The sequence below is a fragment of the Ruminococcus sp. AF31-8BH genome (genome assembly GCF_003460605.1).
In the GTDB taxonomy this organism is placed as follows: domain Bacteria; phylum Bacillota; class Clostridia; order Lachnospirales; family Lachnospiraceae; genus Blautia_A; species Blautia_A acetigignens.
In genome coordinates this window covers 103,219-117,535 of the sequence record NZ_QTVN01000009.1, presented here as the reverse complement: position 1 = coordinate 117,535, position 14,317 = coordinate 103,219, and the positions used below count along the sequence as shown (strand labels likewise).

The 14,317-nt window shown below is 43.6% G+C and carries 14 protein-coding genes; 5 read left to right on the top strand and 9 right to left on the bottom strand.

Going from position 1 to position 14,317, the window contains the following annotated elements:
• Window positions 1–9: 9 nt before the first annotated feature.
• The 4 genes from DWZ38_RS12585 to DWZ38_RS12570 form a co-directional block, all read right to left on the bottom strand.
• Entirely contained in the window at window positions 10–765 is a 756-nt protein-coding gene (locus DWZ38_RS12585) for a helix-hairpin-helix domain-containing protein (protein WP_243000252.1), read from the bottom strand.
• 146 nt (window positions 766–911) lie between these two features.
• Window positions 912–1,346: a DMT family transporter gene (locus DWZ38_RS12580; RefSeq protein ID WP_021925594.1), complete on the bottom strand. Its 435-nt coding sequence runs from the start codon at window positions 1,344–1,346 to the stop codon at window positions 912–914.
• A gap of 157 nt (window positions 1,347–1,503) precedes the next feature.
• The gene (locus tag DWZ38_RS12575) at window positions 1,504–2,307 is read right to left on the bottom strand and encodes a DUF3169 family protein (RefSeq protein ID WP_021925595.1); all 804 of its coding nucleotides are present in this window, start codon (window positions 2,305–2,307) and stop codon (window positions 1,504–1,506) included.
• Window positions 2,300–2,515 carry a helix-turn-helix transcriptional regulator gene (locus DWZ38_RS12570; protein WP_117853345.1) on the bottom strand — a complete coding sequence of 72 codons (216 nt, stop codon included), beginning with the start codon at window positions 2,513–2,515 and terminating at the stop codon, window positions 2,300–2,302. The genes DWZ38_RS12575 and DWZ38_RS12570 overlap by 8 nt, the downstream gene beginning before the upstream one ends.
• A 315-nt stretch (window positions 2,516–2,830) precedes the next feature.
• Between DWZ38_RS12570 and DWZ38_RS12565 the strand changes: the two genes are divergently transcribed.
• Window positions 2,831–3,160: a DUF1292 domain-containing protein gene (locus tag DWZ38_RS12565; protein WP_243000251.1), complete on the top strand. Its 330-nt coding sequence runs from the start codon at window positions 2,831–2,833 to the stop codon at window positions 3,158–3,160.
• Window positions 3,161–3,282: 122 nt separating this feature from the next.
• On the opposite strand, the gene DWZ38_RS12560 is transcribed toward DWZ38_RS12565, so the two are convergent.
• The 4 genes from DWZ38_RS12560 to argC all read right to left on the bottom strand — a co-directional run bounded on the left by DWZ38_RS12560 (window position 3,283) and on the right by argC (window position 7,737).
• Complete coding sequence (locus DWZ38_RS12560) at window positions 3,283–4,473, bottom strand: aspartate aminotransferase family protein (protein WP_021925598.1); 1,191 nt, start codon at window positions 4,471–4,473, stop codon at window positions 3,283–3,285.
• The gene (gene argB / locus DWZ38_RS12555; protein ID WP_021925599.1) at window positions 4,460–5,356 is read right to left on the bottom strand and encodes an acetylglutamate kinase; all 897 of its coding nucleotides are present in this window, start codon (window positions 5,354–5,356) and stop codon (window positions 4,460–4,462) included. The genes DWZ38_RS12560 and argB overlap by 14 nt, the downstream gene beginning before the upstream one ends.
• Window positions 5,357–5,373: 17 nt before the next feature.
• On the bottom strand, window positions 5,374–6,597 hold the full coding sequence (gene argJ, locus DWZ38_RS12550) for a bifunctional glutamate N-acetyltransferase/amino-acid acetyltransferase ArgJ (RefSeq protein WP_117853170.1): 1,224 nt from the start codon (window positions 6,595–6,597) through the stop codon (window positions 5,374–5,376).
• A gap of 99 nt (window positions 6,598–6,696) precedes the next feature.
• Entirely contained in the window at window positions 6,697–7,737 is a 1,041-nt protein-coding gene (gene argC / locus DWZ38_RS12545; RefSeq protein WP_021925601.1) for an N-acetyl-gamma-glutamyl-phosphate reductase, read from the bottom strand.
• A 331-nt stretch (window positions 7,738–8,068) separates the two neighbouring features.
• Between argC and DWZ38_RS12540 the strand changes: the two genes are divergently transcribed.
• A complete protein-coding gene (locus DWZ38_RS12540) occupies window positions 8,069–9,304 on the top strand; it encodes an argininosuccinate synthase (RefSeq protein WP_117853168.1) in 1,236 nt (411 codons plus the stop codon).
• 127 nt (window positions 9,305–9,431) lie between these two features.
• Here DWZ38_RS12540 and DWZ38_RS12535 read toward each other — a convergent pair whose 3' ends face one another.
• Entirely contained in the window at window positions 9,432–10,592 is a 1,161-nt protein-coding gene (locus tag DWZ38_RS12535) for an AI-2E family transporter (protein WP_117853165.1), read from the bottom strand.
• A 264-nt stretch (window positions 10,593–10,856) separates the two neighbouring features.
• On the opposite strand from DWZ38_RS12535, the gene ilvB reads away from it, so the two are divergent.
• The 3 genes from ilvB (at window position 10,857) to DWZ38_RS12520 (ending at window position 14,203) form a co-directional block, all read left to right on the top strand.
• Window positions 10,857–12,575 carry a biosynthetic-type acetolactate synthase large subunit gene (ilvB, locus tag DWZ38_RS12530; RefSeq protein ID WP_117853162.1) on the top strand — a complete coding sequence of 573 codons (1,719 nt, stop codon included), beginning with the start codon at window positions 10,857–10,859 and terminating at the stop codon, window positions 12,573–12,575.
• A gap of 114 nt (window positions 12,576–12,689) precedes the next feature.
• Window positions 12,690–13,187 (top strand): acetolactate synthase small subunit, encoded by a 498-nt coding sequence (ilvN, locus tag DWZ38_RS12525; protein WP_347519720.1) that lies wholly within the window; start codon window positions 12,690–12,692, stop codon window positions 13,185–13,187.
• 86 nt (window positions 13,188–13,273) lie between these two features.
• On the top strand, window positions 13,274–14,203 hold the full coding sequence (locus DWZ38_RS12520) for a DMT family transporter (protein ID WP_243000250.1): 930 nt from the start codon (window positions 13,274–13,276) through the stop codon (window positions 14,201–14,203).
• The last annotated feature ends 114 nt before the right edge of the window (window positions 14,204–14,317 follow it).

Below are 14,317 nucleotides of genomic sequence, written 5' to 3'. Positions count from 1 at the left end.
GACTCTCCCTTATCCAACTGATATCTTATCTTTTATTTTGGAAAAGGTACCTTCTTTGATACCTTCTACATTCATAATTTCTTCTATGGAGGCGAATCCTCCATGTTCTTCTCTGTATGCAATAATAGCTTCTGCCTTGGACTGACCAATTCCGCTCAGGGTACAAAGCTGCGCAGCATCTGCAGTATTCAGATTAATGCCGGAATTACTTCCAACCCCTTCTGCCAAGCTGTCTTCTGAATTTCCTTCTCTGCCAGTGTCCTCTGACGCACCGCTTTGCAGTGCTTCCGGTACTTTTGAGGCAAGTGCTTCCAGATTCTCTGCAATTTCTTCCTCTGTGGGAACATAAATCTGCTGCCCATCCGTAAGGCTTCTGGCTCTGTTCAGATAGTTCTGTGCTGCCTCAGGCAAATACCCTCCGGCTGCATCTACCGCCTGAAAAATACGGCTTCCTTCATCCAGCTCATATACTCCTGGATTTGCAACCGCTCCGCATACATCTACAAATATGGTCTGTGGAATCTGTGTCATCAGAGGAACGTCATCTCCTGAAACCGGATTATCAAGTTCTCCGGGGTCCGTCTGTTTTTCCCCAGTGCTGCCTGTGGCTTTGGCATTCTCTGTACCTTCGATACGATCTGTATCACCTGCAATTTCTTCCAGAAAAACATCCTCGCGGCTCGTACATCCTGTCATACATACTGCCGCCAAGACTGCAAATAAAGCTATCCGGATTCCACATATAAGCTTCTTTTTTCTTTCCATGTCGGTTCCCCTTTCCGCTTTTTGTCAAGGTTCCCCGCCACTCATGCTTTACCTCATCTATTTTAACGAAACTTTACATTTTTTACAATACCATTTCTAAATTTTATCAACCTTTTATTTTTTTGACACTCATATCCTTTTTATCATTATTTCTCCCATTTAAATATGACAATTCCTACAATTGCAATGGCCATGCCAAGCAGTCTGCGCCACTCAAAATCCACTTTTTCTACTCCGAATAAGCCAAATAATTCTATTACATAAGCCACTGCCAGCTGGGAAATGACGATCAGCATGGCTGCTCTGGCAGGGCCTAAGCTTCCCATACTCTGGATCACTGTAATGGTGATAAAGGCACCGATCACACCTCCAAGCAGGGTATATTTATTCTCCACCTGCCACAGGGCTGCAATGCTGTCCCTTCCTGTAAAGATCCATGCCAGCACACAGACCGCAAATGCAGACAGCTGCACCCATCCGGTAGACACCCACAAGCTGGTCTGCTTGGTCACTTCCGTATTAAATACTCCCTGAATGCTCATCAATGCACCAGATATCAATGCCACAAGAATTCCCCACATATAATACCTCCATAAGCGTCCTATACTTCCAGATTCTTTCTTTGATTCAATTAACATTCTGCCGTTTTCCCCAAAGATGCTCCCTTTCTTTGGAAGAAAAGGAGGTGCTCTTCCGGCACCTCCACAATAGTATTATATGTATTTTTCAAAGATTCATTCACTTCGCAAGTTTTTCACTTTTTTTCGTAACACAGCAGTGACAATAATTAGATGACGATAAGATCCAGAGAAAAGCTGGGATGATAATAGCGAGAACTCCTGTATTCCATACCATATGAAGCAGCATAGCCACCAATGTGCAGACAGGAAGTACTTTTCCAGTCAGCAGGTAAGTCTTATAGCTTGCTTCGTAGATTTCTTCCTTCTCCGCTTCGTCACAGCTTGCGAGCCACTGCTCCTGAAATTTCATAGAAGTAGGGTCGCCTTTCTTCTCCGGATAAAGTCTCTGGACCAGCTTTACATAGCGAACCTGCCACAAACTAAAATATCCGACCAGTCCCAAAAACACGACGATTTCTGCTAAAAACATCCATGTCTCACCTGTGCTCTGGCTTTCAATATATTTCATAGAATATCCTGGTGAAATGATCAGCATCATAAGAACGGTTCCCACTGTACTTGCGATCATACCCCAGCTGGAGGACACCTCAATGCGATACTGCAGTTCATGATATTCATCGTCCCCAGCATCCTGCATCTGTTTTCCCATTCTCTTCATCTTCCCATAATTGGTCTCGCAGATCACAAGACAGATTGCACCGCAAATACATTCCAGCATTAATGCATGATCACGTACCGCAAAAAGAAAAGCATCCATTCCATGCCCGATAACTGCTATATAATCCTCTCCGCTAAACGCTGTAACAAAACCAACAATTCCTCCGACAACACCGCCTGCTGCCATGAGCAGTATCATCTTTAAATATGAATTCATTTTCTTCTTAGATTTTCCCTTATTCATCTTCTTCATCCTCCGCATAAATAAAAATATCTTCCACTGTCACCCGGCAGATCTTTGCCAGCTTCAGAGCCAGGGTTACTGACGGCGAGTAATCCCCGCGCTCAATAAGACTGATGGTCTGTCTGGATACTCCTGCAAGCTTCCCCATATCAGCCTGATTGATTCCCAGCCGCGCCCGGTATTCCTTCAAACGGTTCTCCAGTGCCATTTCTTTTCCTTTCTTCTGCCGTGGATGGCAGATTTCTCTTTCGTGTAAGCTGCGCATAAGAATGACTTGTTTCTTTGTCATTTTGACAAGTATATTTGTCATTTCATATTGTTGCTATTGTAGCATTGACAACTTTACTTGTCAACTGTATTTTTCCAAAATAATTCCTTGTCTGAAAATTTATACCTCCTGCACAAAATTTCATAGAAATTTCTATATTTTCCACCTATCCAATCCGCCCATCAGTTGCTATAATAAGTCCAACATCAGATGACTGTCGAACGTACGGACATTCATCACGAAAGGAGAAAAGATATGGCTGACGAAATGAACAAAAGCACACCAGTTGAAGAGGAAATTGAGATCATCACTCTCACTGACGAGAACGGAGAAGACATGGACTTTGAATTTCTGGATCAGATTGATTATGAAGGAAAGCGCTACGCAGTTCTTCTCCCGCCAATCGAGGACGTGGAAGGCGAAGAGGAAAACGAGGATGAGGAAGTTCTGATCCTTCAGGTCGAGGAAGGTGGAAATGACGAAGCAGAGAGCTACGTTTTTGTTGATGATGACGATATCCTCTCCTCCGTTTTTGATATTTTCAAAGAGAAATTCAAAGACGAATTCGACTTCGCAGAAGAATAAGACTATCGAACCCGGGTCTTTTCAGACAAAAAAGATACCCCGAAAGCACATCAAAAACATACTTTCAGAGTATCTTTTTTCATTGGCCAAGAAGAACTTCTGTGCCAAATTTTTACTGTAATTTATGCCAGACACTCATCCAGAATCTCTGCCATCTCATCAATATCTGCCTTTGTGATCACAAGAGGAGGCACAATACGAAGCACATCGCTTCCAGCAGAAATAACCAGAAGCTTCTTCTCCAGAGCCTTCTTTACAACCTCCCCAACCGGACGTCCCTGGATCACAATTCCCTGCATGAATCCCATGCCTCTTCTTGCAGCTGCGCACTCATGCTTTGCCACAAGCTCATCCAGTTTTTTCTCCAGGTATGGGGTCAGTTCCTGTACATGAGTCAGGATCATATCCCTCTCATAAATGTCGAAAACCTTGCTTACTGCAGCGCATGCAAATGGATTTCCACCGTAAGTTGTACCGTGGTCTCCCGGCTTCAGGGAAGCCTGTGCCACCTTCTTATTCAGCACAAAAGCACCCACCGGAACACCGCATCCAAGTGCTTTTGCACAGGTCATAATATCCGGCTGAACACCGTATGCCTGCCATGCAAAATAGTATCCGGTACGTCCCATTCCGCACTGAATTTCATCCAGAATAAGGATAATATCCTTCTCATCACACAGGGCACGAACTCCCTCCAAGAACTCTCTTTCTGCCGGATAAATGCCGCCTTCTCCCTGTACCGTTTCCATAATAATGGCACAGGTTTTGTCTGTGATCTGTGCTTTTACGCTGTCCAAGTCATTAAAATCAGCGAACTTAACGCCGCCCATTAAAGGCTCAAACGGCTCACGGTAATGGGCATTTCCAGTAACAGAAAGCGCGCCGATGGATCTTCCATGGAAAGAATGATTCATGGCAATGATCTCATGATCTGCATGGCCGTCACGAATATATGCGTACTTCTTTGCAGCTTTTAAAGCTCCCTCAATGGCCTCTGTACCGCTGTTTGTGAAAAAAGCCTTATCCATACGGCTTGCATTTACAAGCTTGGCACCAGCCTCAGTCATAGGCTCATTGTAATATAAATTGGAAATATGAGTCAGCTTATCGATCTGTTCTTTCAGTGCTTCGTCATATCCAGGATAGTGATATCCAAGGGAATTTACAGCAATTCCAGCTGCAAAATCCAGGTATTTTTTGCCCTCGGAATCGTACAAATGTACTCCTTCTCCATGGTCAAATACAACTGGAAAACGATTATATGTGTGAAGAATACTAGCTTCTGATTCTTCCATCTGATTATTCATGTTCATGGTAATATTTCTCTCCGTCCTCTCTTAAAATAGCGGTTCCAATACCTTTGTTTGTGAAGATTTCCAGCAGTAAACTGTGAGGAATTCTTCCGTCAAGAATATGAACCCGGTTAACTCCATGCTCGATTGCCTCGATACAGTTGTTCAGTTTCGGAATCATTCCGCCGCCTACAAAACCGTCCTCAATCAGCTTCCTTGCTTCCTGAATATGAAGCTCAGAAATCAGGGATGACGAATCATCTTTGTCCTTGTAAACGCCTTCGATATCGGAAAGAAATGCGAGTTTTTCTGCGTGAACAGCCTCTGCAATGGCACATGCAGCATCATCTGCATTGATATTGTAACTGTCATAATTATCGTCAAATCCAATTGGGAAAACGATCGGAAGGAAGTCTTTTTCCAGCAAATCGTACAGGATTTTCGGGTTTACACTTGTGATATCTCCAACAAATCCAATGTCCTCTCCACCTGAATATTTCTTCTTGCATTTCAGCAGTCCGCCGTCTTTTCCGCTGATACCAACAGCCTGTACGCCAAGGGATTCCACATGAGTAACCAGCTCTTTGTTGACCTTTGCAAGAACCATTTCTGCAATCTCCATGGTCTGGGCATCGGTTACGCGAAGTCCGTTGATGAACTTGGCTTCCATGCCAACCTTTCCAACCCATTTGCTAATTTCCTTGCCGCCGCCGTGTACAATGATCGGCTTGAAGCCAACCAGCTTCAGAAGAACGACGTCCTTGATCACGTTTGCCTTCAGTTCTTCATCCAGCATAGCGCTTCCGCCATATTTTACTACTACGATTTTACGGTTAAAACGCTGTATATAAGGAAGTGCCTCGATCAGCACCTCTGCCTTTTCCAGATATTTCTGATTTACCATCTTTCTTTCCCTCTCTTTTATGAACGATAATCTGCGTTGATCTTTACATAATCATAGGTAAGATCGCAGCCCCATGCAGTGGCTGTGGCATCTCCCATTTTCATATCTGCGATTGCGGTTACCTCATCCTCAGAAAGGATTTTGGTCGCTTCAGCCTCATCATATCCTGTGGAAACACCGTTCTCAATGATCTTTAATTTGCCTGCCCGGCTCTCAAAATATAGGTCAACCTTCTCCGGATCAAACTGTACTCCGGAGTATCCCATTGCACACAAAATACGTCCCCAGTTTGCATCATGGCCATAAATCGCAGCCTTTGTCAGGGAAGAAGTTACTACAGATTTGCTCAGGGTAACTGCGTCTTCTTTGGTCTTTGCGCCAAGAATCTTCACCTCAAAAAGTGCGGTTGCTCCCTCTCCGTCACCTGCGATTTTCTTGGAAAGACAAGTGTTGATATAGTTCAGAGCTTCCATAAATTTATCAAAATCAGCGCCCTCTTCTGTGATTTCCAGGTTGCCTGCCATGCCGTTTGCAAGAAGCAGAACGGTATCATTTGTGGAAGTATCTCCATCAACGGAAACCATGTTAAAGGTGTCTTTGATGTTGGCACTTAATGCTTTCTGAAGCATTTCTTTGGAGATTGCAGCGTCGGTTGTGACAAATCCAAGCATAGTGCACATGTTCGGATGGATCATTCCGGAACCCTTGCACATACCGCCTACGGTAACGGTTTTTCCGCCGATTTCAATCTGCACGGCTACTTCCTTTTTTACTGTATCAGTGGTCATGATCGCCTTGGCAGCCTCTGTTCCTGCCTCCAGGGAACCGTCCAGCTTCGGTGCCATTGCCTTAACGCCATTTACAATTCGGTCAATGGGAATCTGCATTCCGATAACACCTGTGGATGCAACCAGAACACTGTCTGCCGGGATTCCAAGAATCTCAGCAGCTGCATCTGCAGTTGCCTTGCAGTAGCCATATCCTTCCGCACCTGTACATGCATTTGCAATACCGCTGTTGCAGATCACAGCCTGTGCTGCCGGGTGATTATAAACCACATCCTGATCCCATTTTACCGGAGCTGCCTTCACCACATTTGTAGTAAAAGTACCAGCTGCCACACATGGAACTTCGCTGTAAACCATAGCCATATCTGTACGGCCTTTGTATTTGATTTCTGCTGCTGTTGCTGCTGCCTTGAAGCCTTTGGCAGCGGTAACACCGCCTGTAATTATTTCCATAATACTGCTCCTCCTTTGCCCTTTTTGGGCAAATTTATCATCTTTATTTCTGCAAAAACAGCTCTATAAGATTCAATATACTCGTCTCTGATTTCTCTATTACGGATACATCGGAACCTGTAATAAGCCCTCTGCCTCATTAAATCCAAACATCAGGTTCATATTCTGGACAGCCTGGCCTGCAGCACCTTTTACCAGGTTGTCAATAGCACCCATCATGATGATCCTGTGTGTTCTCGGGTCGATCTTGAAGTTCACATCCACGTAGTTGCTGCCTTCCACCCATTTGGTCTGCGGGCATACATCTTTATCAAGAACACGTACAAATGTCTCGTTCTCATAGCATGCATCATAAGCTGCTTTTACTTCTTCATAGGTAACATCCTTGGTCAAAGAAGCGTATGCAGTTACCAGAATTCCTCTGTTCATTGGAACAAGATGAGGGGTAAAATTGATGGTTACTTCCTGTCCGCATGCATAGCCTAACTGGTCCTCGATCTCCGGTGTATGTCTGTGTGTGGCAACGCCGTAGGCCTTGATATTCTCATTTACTTCGCAGTAAAGATTATCTACCTTGGCACCTCTTCCCGCACCTGTTGTTCCGGATTTCGCATCAATAATGATGGTGTTCGGATCGATCATTCCTGCTTTTAAAAGCGGGTAAATAGACAGTGTAGAGCAGGTTGGATAGCATCCCGGGTTAGCGATCAGGCGGGCTTTTTTGATGTCCTCACGGTTGATCTCGCAAAGTCCGTAAACAGCCTCATCAATAAACTGTGGGGATTTGTGCTCGATTCCGTACCATTTCTCATATTTCTTTACATCCTTAATACGGAAATCCGCACTTAAGTCGATCACTTTTGCTCTGGAAAGGATTCCCTCATTTACAAGAGATGCACACAATCCCTGCGGTGTTGCAGTAAAAATCACATCTACCTCATCCGCAAGAGCTTCCATATTATCATCCATACATTTGGCATCTACCAGTTTAAAAAAGTTCTGATAGATTCCTGCATATTTTTTATCAATATAACTTCTGGAGCCATACCATGCTACTTCTACCTCTTTATGTCCAAGAAGAAGGCGCGCAATTTCGTTTCCGGCGTATCCGGTTGCTCCAATAATTCCAGCTTTAATCATTTCATTATCCTCCGTATTTGCAACGTTGAATAAATTATACATCTTCTCTGCATATTATGCAATAGTGATTTTTTCTTTATTTTTACGCTTCTGTCAACTTTTTTGTGCAGTTTATTGCGTGTTTACCTATTAAATGATGTATTTTTATGCAAAGATTTTTTAAAATTTTCTTAAATTTCCTATTGCATATTTATGAGTATTGTTGTATATTATTCTTTGTTGATAGCAATCGGCAAGTAAGAGCCGTTATCACAATGAATATTTATTCAAAATTTAATACGAATTATAACCCTATCTGTTTCAGAGGGATAAGAGAAAAGAGGTAAATATTATGAAAGAAAAAGTTGTACTTGCATATTCAGGCGGACTTGATACCACAGCACTGATTCCGTGGCTGAAAGAAACATTTGATTATGATGTAGTTTGCTGCTGCGTAAACTGCGGACAGGGAAATGAGCTGGACGGTCTTGAAGAGAGAGCCAAACTTTCCGGCGCTTCCAAATTATATATTGAAGACATCGTAGATGATTTCTGCGACAACTATATTATGCCATGCGTAGAGGCAGGCGCTGTATACGAGCACAAATATCTTCTTGGAACATCCATGGCTCGTCCGGCTATCGCTAAGAAGCTGGTTGAGATTGCAAGAAAAGAGAACGCAGTTGCAATCTGCCACGGCGCTACCGGTAAAGGAAACGACCAGATCCGTTTCGAGCTTGGAATCAAGGCTCTTGCTCCGGACATTAAGATCATCGCTCCATGGCGTATGACAGATGTATGGACCATGCAGTCCCGTGAAGATGAGATCGCATTCTGCCAGGCACACGGCATCAACCTTCCATTTGATGCTAAGCACAGCTACAGCCGTGACCGTAACCTGTGGCACATCAGCCATGAGGGACTTGAGCTTGAGGATCCGTCACAGGCTCCGAACTACGACGATATGTTAGTTCTCAGCGTAACTCCTCAGAAAGCTCCAGATAAAGAAACTGAGATCACTATGACTTTCGAAGCTGGTGTTCCGAAAACCTTAAACGGAAAAGCAATGAAGGTTTCCGAGATCATCACCGAGCTGAACAAGATCGGCGGAGAGAACGGAATCGGAATCATCGATATCGTAGAGAACCGTGTTGTCGGCATGAAATCCCGTGGTGTTTATGAGACTCCTGGCGGAACCATCCTGATGGCAGCGCATGAGCAGCTTGAAGAACTGATCCTTGACCGTGAGACTCTTGAGACCAAGAAGAAACTTGGCAGCCAGTTTGCACAGGTTGTTTACGAAGGAAAATGGTTCACACCTCTTCGTGAGGCAATCCAGGCATTCGTAGAGTCCACACAGAAATATGTAACTGGTGAAGTGAAATTCAAGCTTTACAAGGGCAACATCATCAAAGCCGGAACAACTTCTCCATACAGCCTTTACAATGAGTCTCTTGCTTCCTTCACAACTGGTGATATGTATGATCACCACGACGCAGACGGATTTATCACTCTGTTCGGTCTGCCGCTGAAGGTTCGTGCAATGAAGCTCGCTGAAGTTGAAAGCCAGAAACAGACCAACGACTGATCTTCATAAAAAATAAAAAGCATAAAAATATCACCGGGAGGTTCGGATTTCTCCCGGTGATATTTTTATGTAAACTTTTTCAATTGAGCAGTGCCTGTCCTCATTCTTTCTGATCATGAAATGTTTTCTAGGAAATCTTCACTTTTTTCTTATCTAATCTTGCATATACCCATTCACGAAACAGAGCATATAATACGGAAACCAATGGAATAAAAATCAGCATTCCCACGATTCCCATAAGATTTCCGCCAAGCGTCACCGCCACCAATACCCAGATAGCCGGAAGTCCCACGGAATTCCCAACCACATGAGGATAAATAAGATTGCCTTCAATCTGCTGCAGGATCAGAAACAAGCCCAGAAACATGAACGCCTTCAGTGGACTTACCATAAGAATCAGAAAAAATCCCACCCAGCAGCCGATAATTCCTCCAAATACAGGAATCAGTGCAGTAAAACTGATCAGTACCCCGATGAGCATTGCATACGGAAATCTGCCGATGGTCATGGTTACAAAGAACATGCTTCCCAAAATGACTGCCTCAATACATTGCCCTGTAATAAAGCTTGCAAATATTTTACTTGCCAGTGTACACACATGGCTTTGATATTCCACTACTTTTACCGGCAAAATAGCATATGTAGCTTTCAGAACCTGTTTTCCAAGCTTTTCTTTCTGCAGAAGCACATAGCAGGCAAACACAAATCCAATTGCAAAATTCACTGCCATACTTACAATTCCCATAGTTACAGTTATGGTGGAGGATACCAGATTATCGGCTCCGTTTTTCAGCACACTCACTATAGAATCAAGGATCTTCTGCGGATCAATTTCAATGGCTGATGCCCATTTTACGATTTCAGAATCTCCATTGAAGGTATCTGTAATCCACTTCTGGGCAAGAGGAATATCTTCCTCCACCTTCTTCACTACGCTTACTAAGGTTGTACCAAGCTCAGGGGCTACAACCAGCACCACGATCAGTATCAGCAAAATCACAAATACAATGGAAAGTACCAGACTTACAGGTCTTGCAAGCTTCGAAGCAGCTTTCCCTGCTTTATTGTTCTTTTCTCTTACTTTCCCGAAAAGATGTCGTTCTATAAAAGACATAGGCACGTTCAATACAAATGCCATAGCTCCTCCCAACACAAAAGGCAGAAGCAGCCCCCACAAAAGCTTTACATATTTCAGAACCACAGCAAGATTCTGTATCCCCAGATAAAGAAGCACAGCAAATGCAATCAGCCACCGTATCTTTCTCATGTTCTCTTTATTCAGTTCCACGATCTACCGCCTTTCTTTTGTCTTCAAAAAGATTTTATTTTTGTCTATCTTATCACAAAATCTGCATTTTTACCAGTTGCCGCTCCCTTTTCGCAGCACAAATTTTGTTGGTCCGGCTCTGTATATTTTTTCAGATTTATTGACACTTTCTTTTATAAAATGTATAATAATTCATGAAGACAATAACGCTCTTACGAGCGTATTTTTTTTATAATAATAAGCCAGTTGCTTCAATTTCTGGCAAGAAGGAGGTAGCATCACCAAATGAAACAGATATCAGGCAATAAATTGCTGGTAAAGGCACTGAAAGAAGAAGGTGTAGAATATATTTTCGGCTATCCCGGAGCATGCACCATTGATATCAGCGACGAACTATATAAACAGGACGATATTACAGTAATCCTTCCCCGCCATGAACAGGCACTGGTGCACGCAGCAGATGCTTATGCCCGTACTACAGGCAAGGTTGGTGTTTGTCTTGTTACAAGCGGTCCCGGTGCCACGAATCTTGTCACAGGACTTGCCACTGCAAATTATGACAGTGTTCCGCTTGTATGCTTCACAGGACAGGTTGCCCGTCATCTGATTGGAAATGACGCTTTCCAGGAGGTTGACATTGTGGGAATTACAAGGAGCATTACCAAATACGGGGTTACTGTCCGTAACCGCGAGGATCTGGGACGTATCATCAAAGAAGCCTTTTATATTGCCCGCACAGGACGTCCGGGACCGGTTCTGATCGACCTGCCCAAGGATGTTATGGCTGAGCTTGGCAGCCCGGAGTACCCTAAGAATGTTAATATCCGCGGCTATAAGCCTAATACCAGTGTTCACATCGGACAGCTTAAACGAGCACTTAAAACCCTAGCCAAGGCAAAGAAGCCTCTTTTTCTTGCCGGCGGAGGTATCAATATTTCCCGTGCCAATGATGTTTTCCTTGAGATTGTAGAAAAAACCGGCGTCCCGGTAGTTACCACCGTTATGGGACGAGGTGCCATTCCTACCAATCACCCGCTTTTTATTGGCAACCTTGGCATGCACGGTGCATATGCGGCCAATATGGCAGTGAGCAACTGTGACGTTTTATTTTCCATCGGAACACGTTTTAATGACCGTATCACAGGCAAGCTCCATGAGTTTGCTCCCCATGCCCAGATTATCCATATTGATATTGATACAGCTTCTATTTCCCGTAATATCCATGTGGATATTCCCATTGTTGCAGATGCCAGAGAAGCCCTTACAAAAGCTTCCGAATATGTAGAAAATTATACCAGCCAAAAGTGGCTCAATGAAATTAGCGGCTGGAAGCAGGAGCATCCCCTTGCAATGCGTCCTAATGACCGGTTAAGTCCGGTTGATATTATAAACGAAATTAATCAGCAGTTTGATGAAGCAATCATTGTAACTGATGTGGGGCAGCATCAGATGCTGGTTTCCCAGTATGCCCAGATTACTCCAGGCAAGCAGCTGATCATGTCCGGCGGTCTTGGAACTATGGGATACGGTTTTCCCGGCGGTGTTGGTGCCAAAATCGGCAACCCTGACAAACCTGTTATTGTCATCTCAGGCGATGGCGGCATGCAGATGAATATTCAGGAATTTGCCACAGCCGTTCTGGAAGAGCTTCCTCTGATCCTTTGCGTATTCAATAACGAATATCTGGGTATGGTACGCCAGTGGCAGAAGCTTTTCTACGGCAAACGCTACAGTATGACCAACCTTCGTTCCGGTGCCCTTTCGCGGCGTACCAACGGAGAAGAATATCCTGAATATACACCGGATTTTGTAAAGCTGGCTGAAAGCTATGGTGCTAAGGGCATCCGTGTTTTCAACAAAACAGAAGTGGCTGCAGCGTTTGAAGAAGCAAAGAAGAATACCAAGGTTCCTACTCTGATTGAATTTGTAATTGATCCGGAAGAAATGGTTTATCCTATGATAAAGCCAGGTGGAACTCTGGAAGATCTGATCATGGATTGCTGATCCTACAGGAGAAATTACAATATTTAAGCTTTTAAGTAACTATTCAGCAGATACTGAACAGTTACGCATTTAAACACAAATATTCAGGAGGTATCTTCTATGGCGGATAAAGGAATGAAAAAAAGATGGATTTCTCTCTATGTAGAGAATCAGGTTGGTGTATTGTCCAAAATTTCCGGTCTTTTCTCCGGTAAATGCTACAATCTGGACAGTCTCACAGTAGGTACTACAGAAGATCCAACCGTTTCCAGAATGACAATTGCTACGGTAAGTGATGATGAGACCTTTGAACAGATCAAAAAACAGTTAAACCGTATGGTAGAGGTTATTAAGGTCATTGATTTCACTAACACCTTCGTGCGAATGAAAGAAATCCTTTACATTAAAGTGTTCAATTGCTCTTCAGAAGATAAAGTGGAGCTTTTCCAAATTGCAGAAACCTTTAAAGCAAGAGTCATTGATTACGGTAAAGACAGTCTGCTTCTGGAATTTGTACAGACCGCTACCAAAAATGACGCAGTTGTCAAGCTGATCAAAGAAGAATTCGGTCGAATCGAGGTAGTCCGCGGCGGAAGCGTTGGAATCGAATCCATCAGTATGATGGAGCGATAATAAAATTGATCTGCAATAAAAACCCCTCCTTGACGGGAGGGGATTTATATGTCAAAAACCGTATTTTACAGGAGTGATTATTTATTATGAAAAAACAGCAAATACCATTGAAAAACTCACTGCTTCTCCTACTTACTGCTACCATCTGGGGAATTTCATTTGTTGCCCAAAGTGAAGGCGGTGACGCAGTCGGAGCATTTACCTTTAATGCCACACGAAACCTGATTGGCTCGCTTGTGCTGGTTCCGGTAATCCTTCTCCTTGGCAGACTAAATCCATCCGGCAAGGCTGTAAGCAGCTCTTCCGCATCTGAAGGCAATATTTTTTCCCGCAACCGCACTTTGATTCTTGGAGGTGTTTCCTGCGGCATTTGCCTGTGTCTTGCATCTAACTTTCAACAGGTTGGAATTTCCTATACTTCTGTTGGAAAGGCCGGCTTTATCACAGCCTGCTATATTGTAATCGTACCAATCCTTGGTCTTTTTATGAAAAAAAAATGCAGCCCGTTTATCTGGATGGCAATTGTTCTGGCACTTATAGGGCTTTATCTTCTTTGCATTACAGATGGCTTTTCTATCGGTAAAGGAGATATCCTGGTACTGATCTGTGCATTTCTTTTTTCCCTGCATATTCTGGTAATTGACTATTTTTCCCCTCATGTAGACGGAGTAAAAATGTCCTGTATTCAGTTTCTGGTTTGCGGAATTCTCACTGCAATACCGGCACTGATTTTTGAACATCCACAGCTTTCTGCGTTCAAGGGTGCATGGGGTTCCATCCTGTATGCAGGTGTTATGTCCTGCGGAGTTGCCTATACCCTACAGATTATAGGGCAAAAGAACATGAACCCTACAGTAGCTTCTCTGATCTTAAGTCTTGAGTCCTGTATTTCTGCTCTTGCCGGCTGGATTCTCCTGGGACAGAAATTAAGTGCAAAAGAAATCTTTGGCTGTGTGATCATGTTCTGCGCAATCGTGTTGGCACAGCTGCCTCAAAAAAATCCAAAAGAAGCATAAAGCATTTTTAGCTGACAGCGTATCATTCTATAAAAAACAGGAAGAACCGCTCTCTATTGTTAATATAGAGAATGGCTCTTCCTGTTTTTGTTATCAGGCTTTATTTCCCTGGCA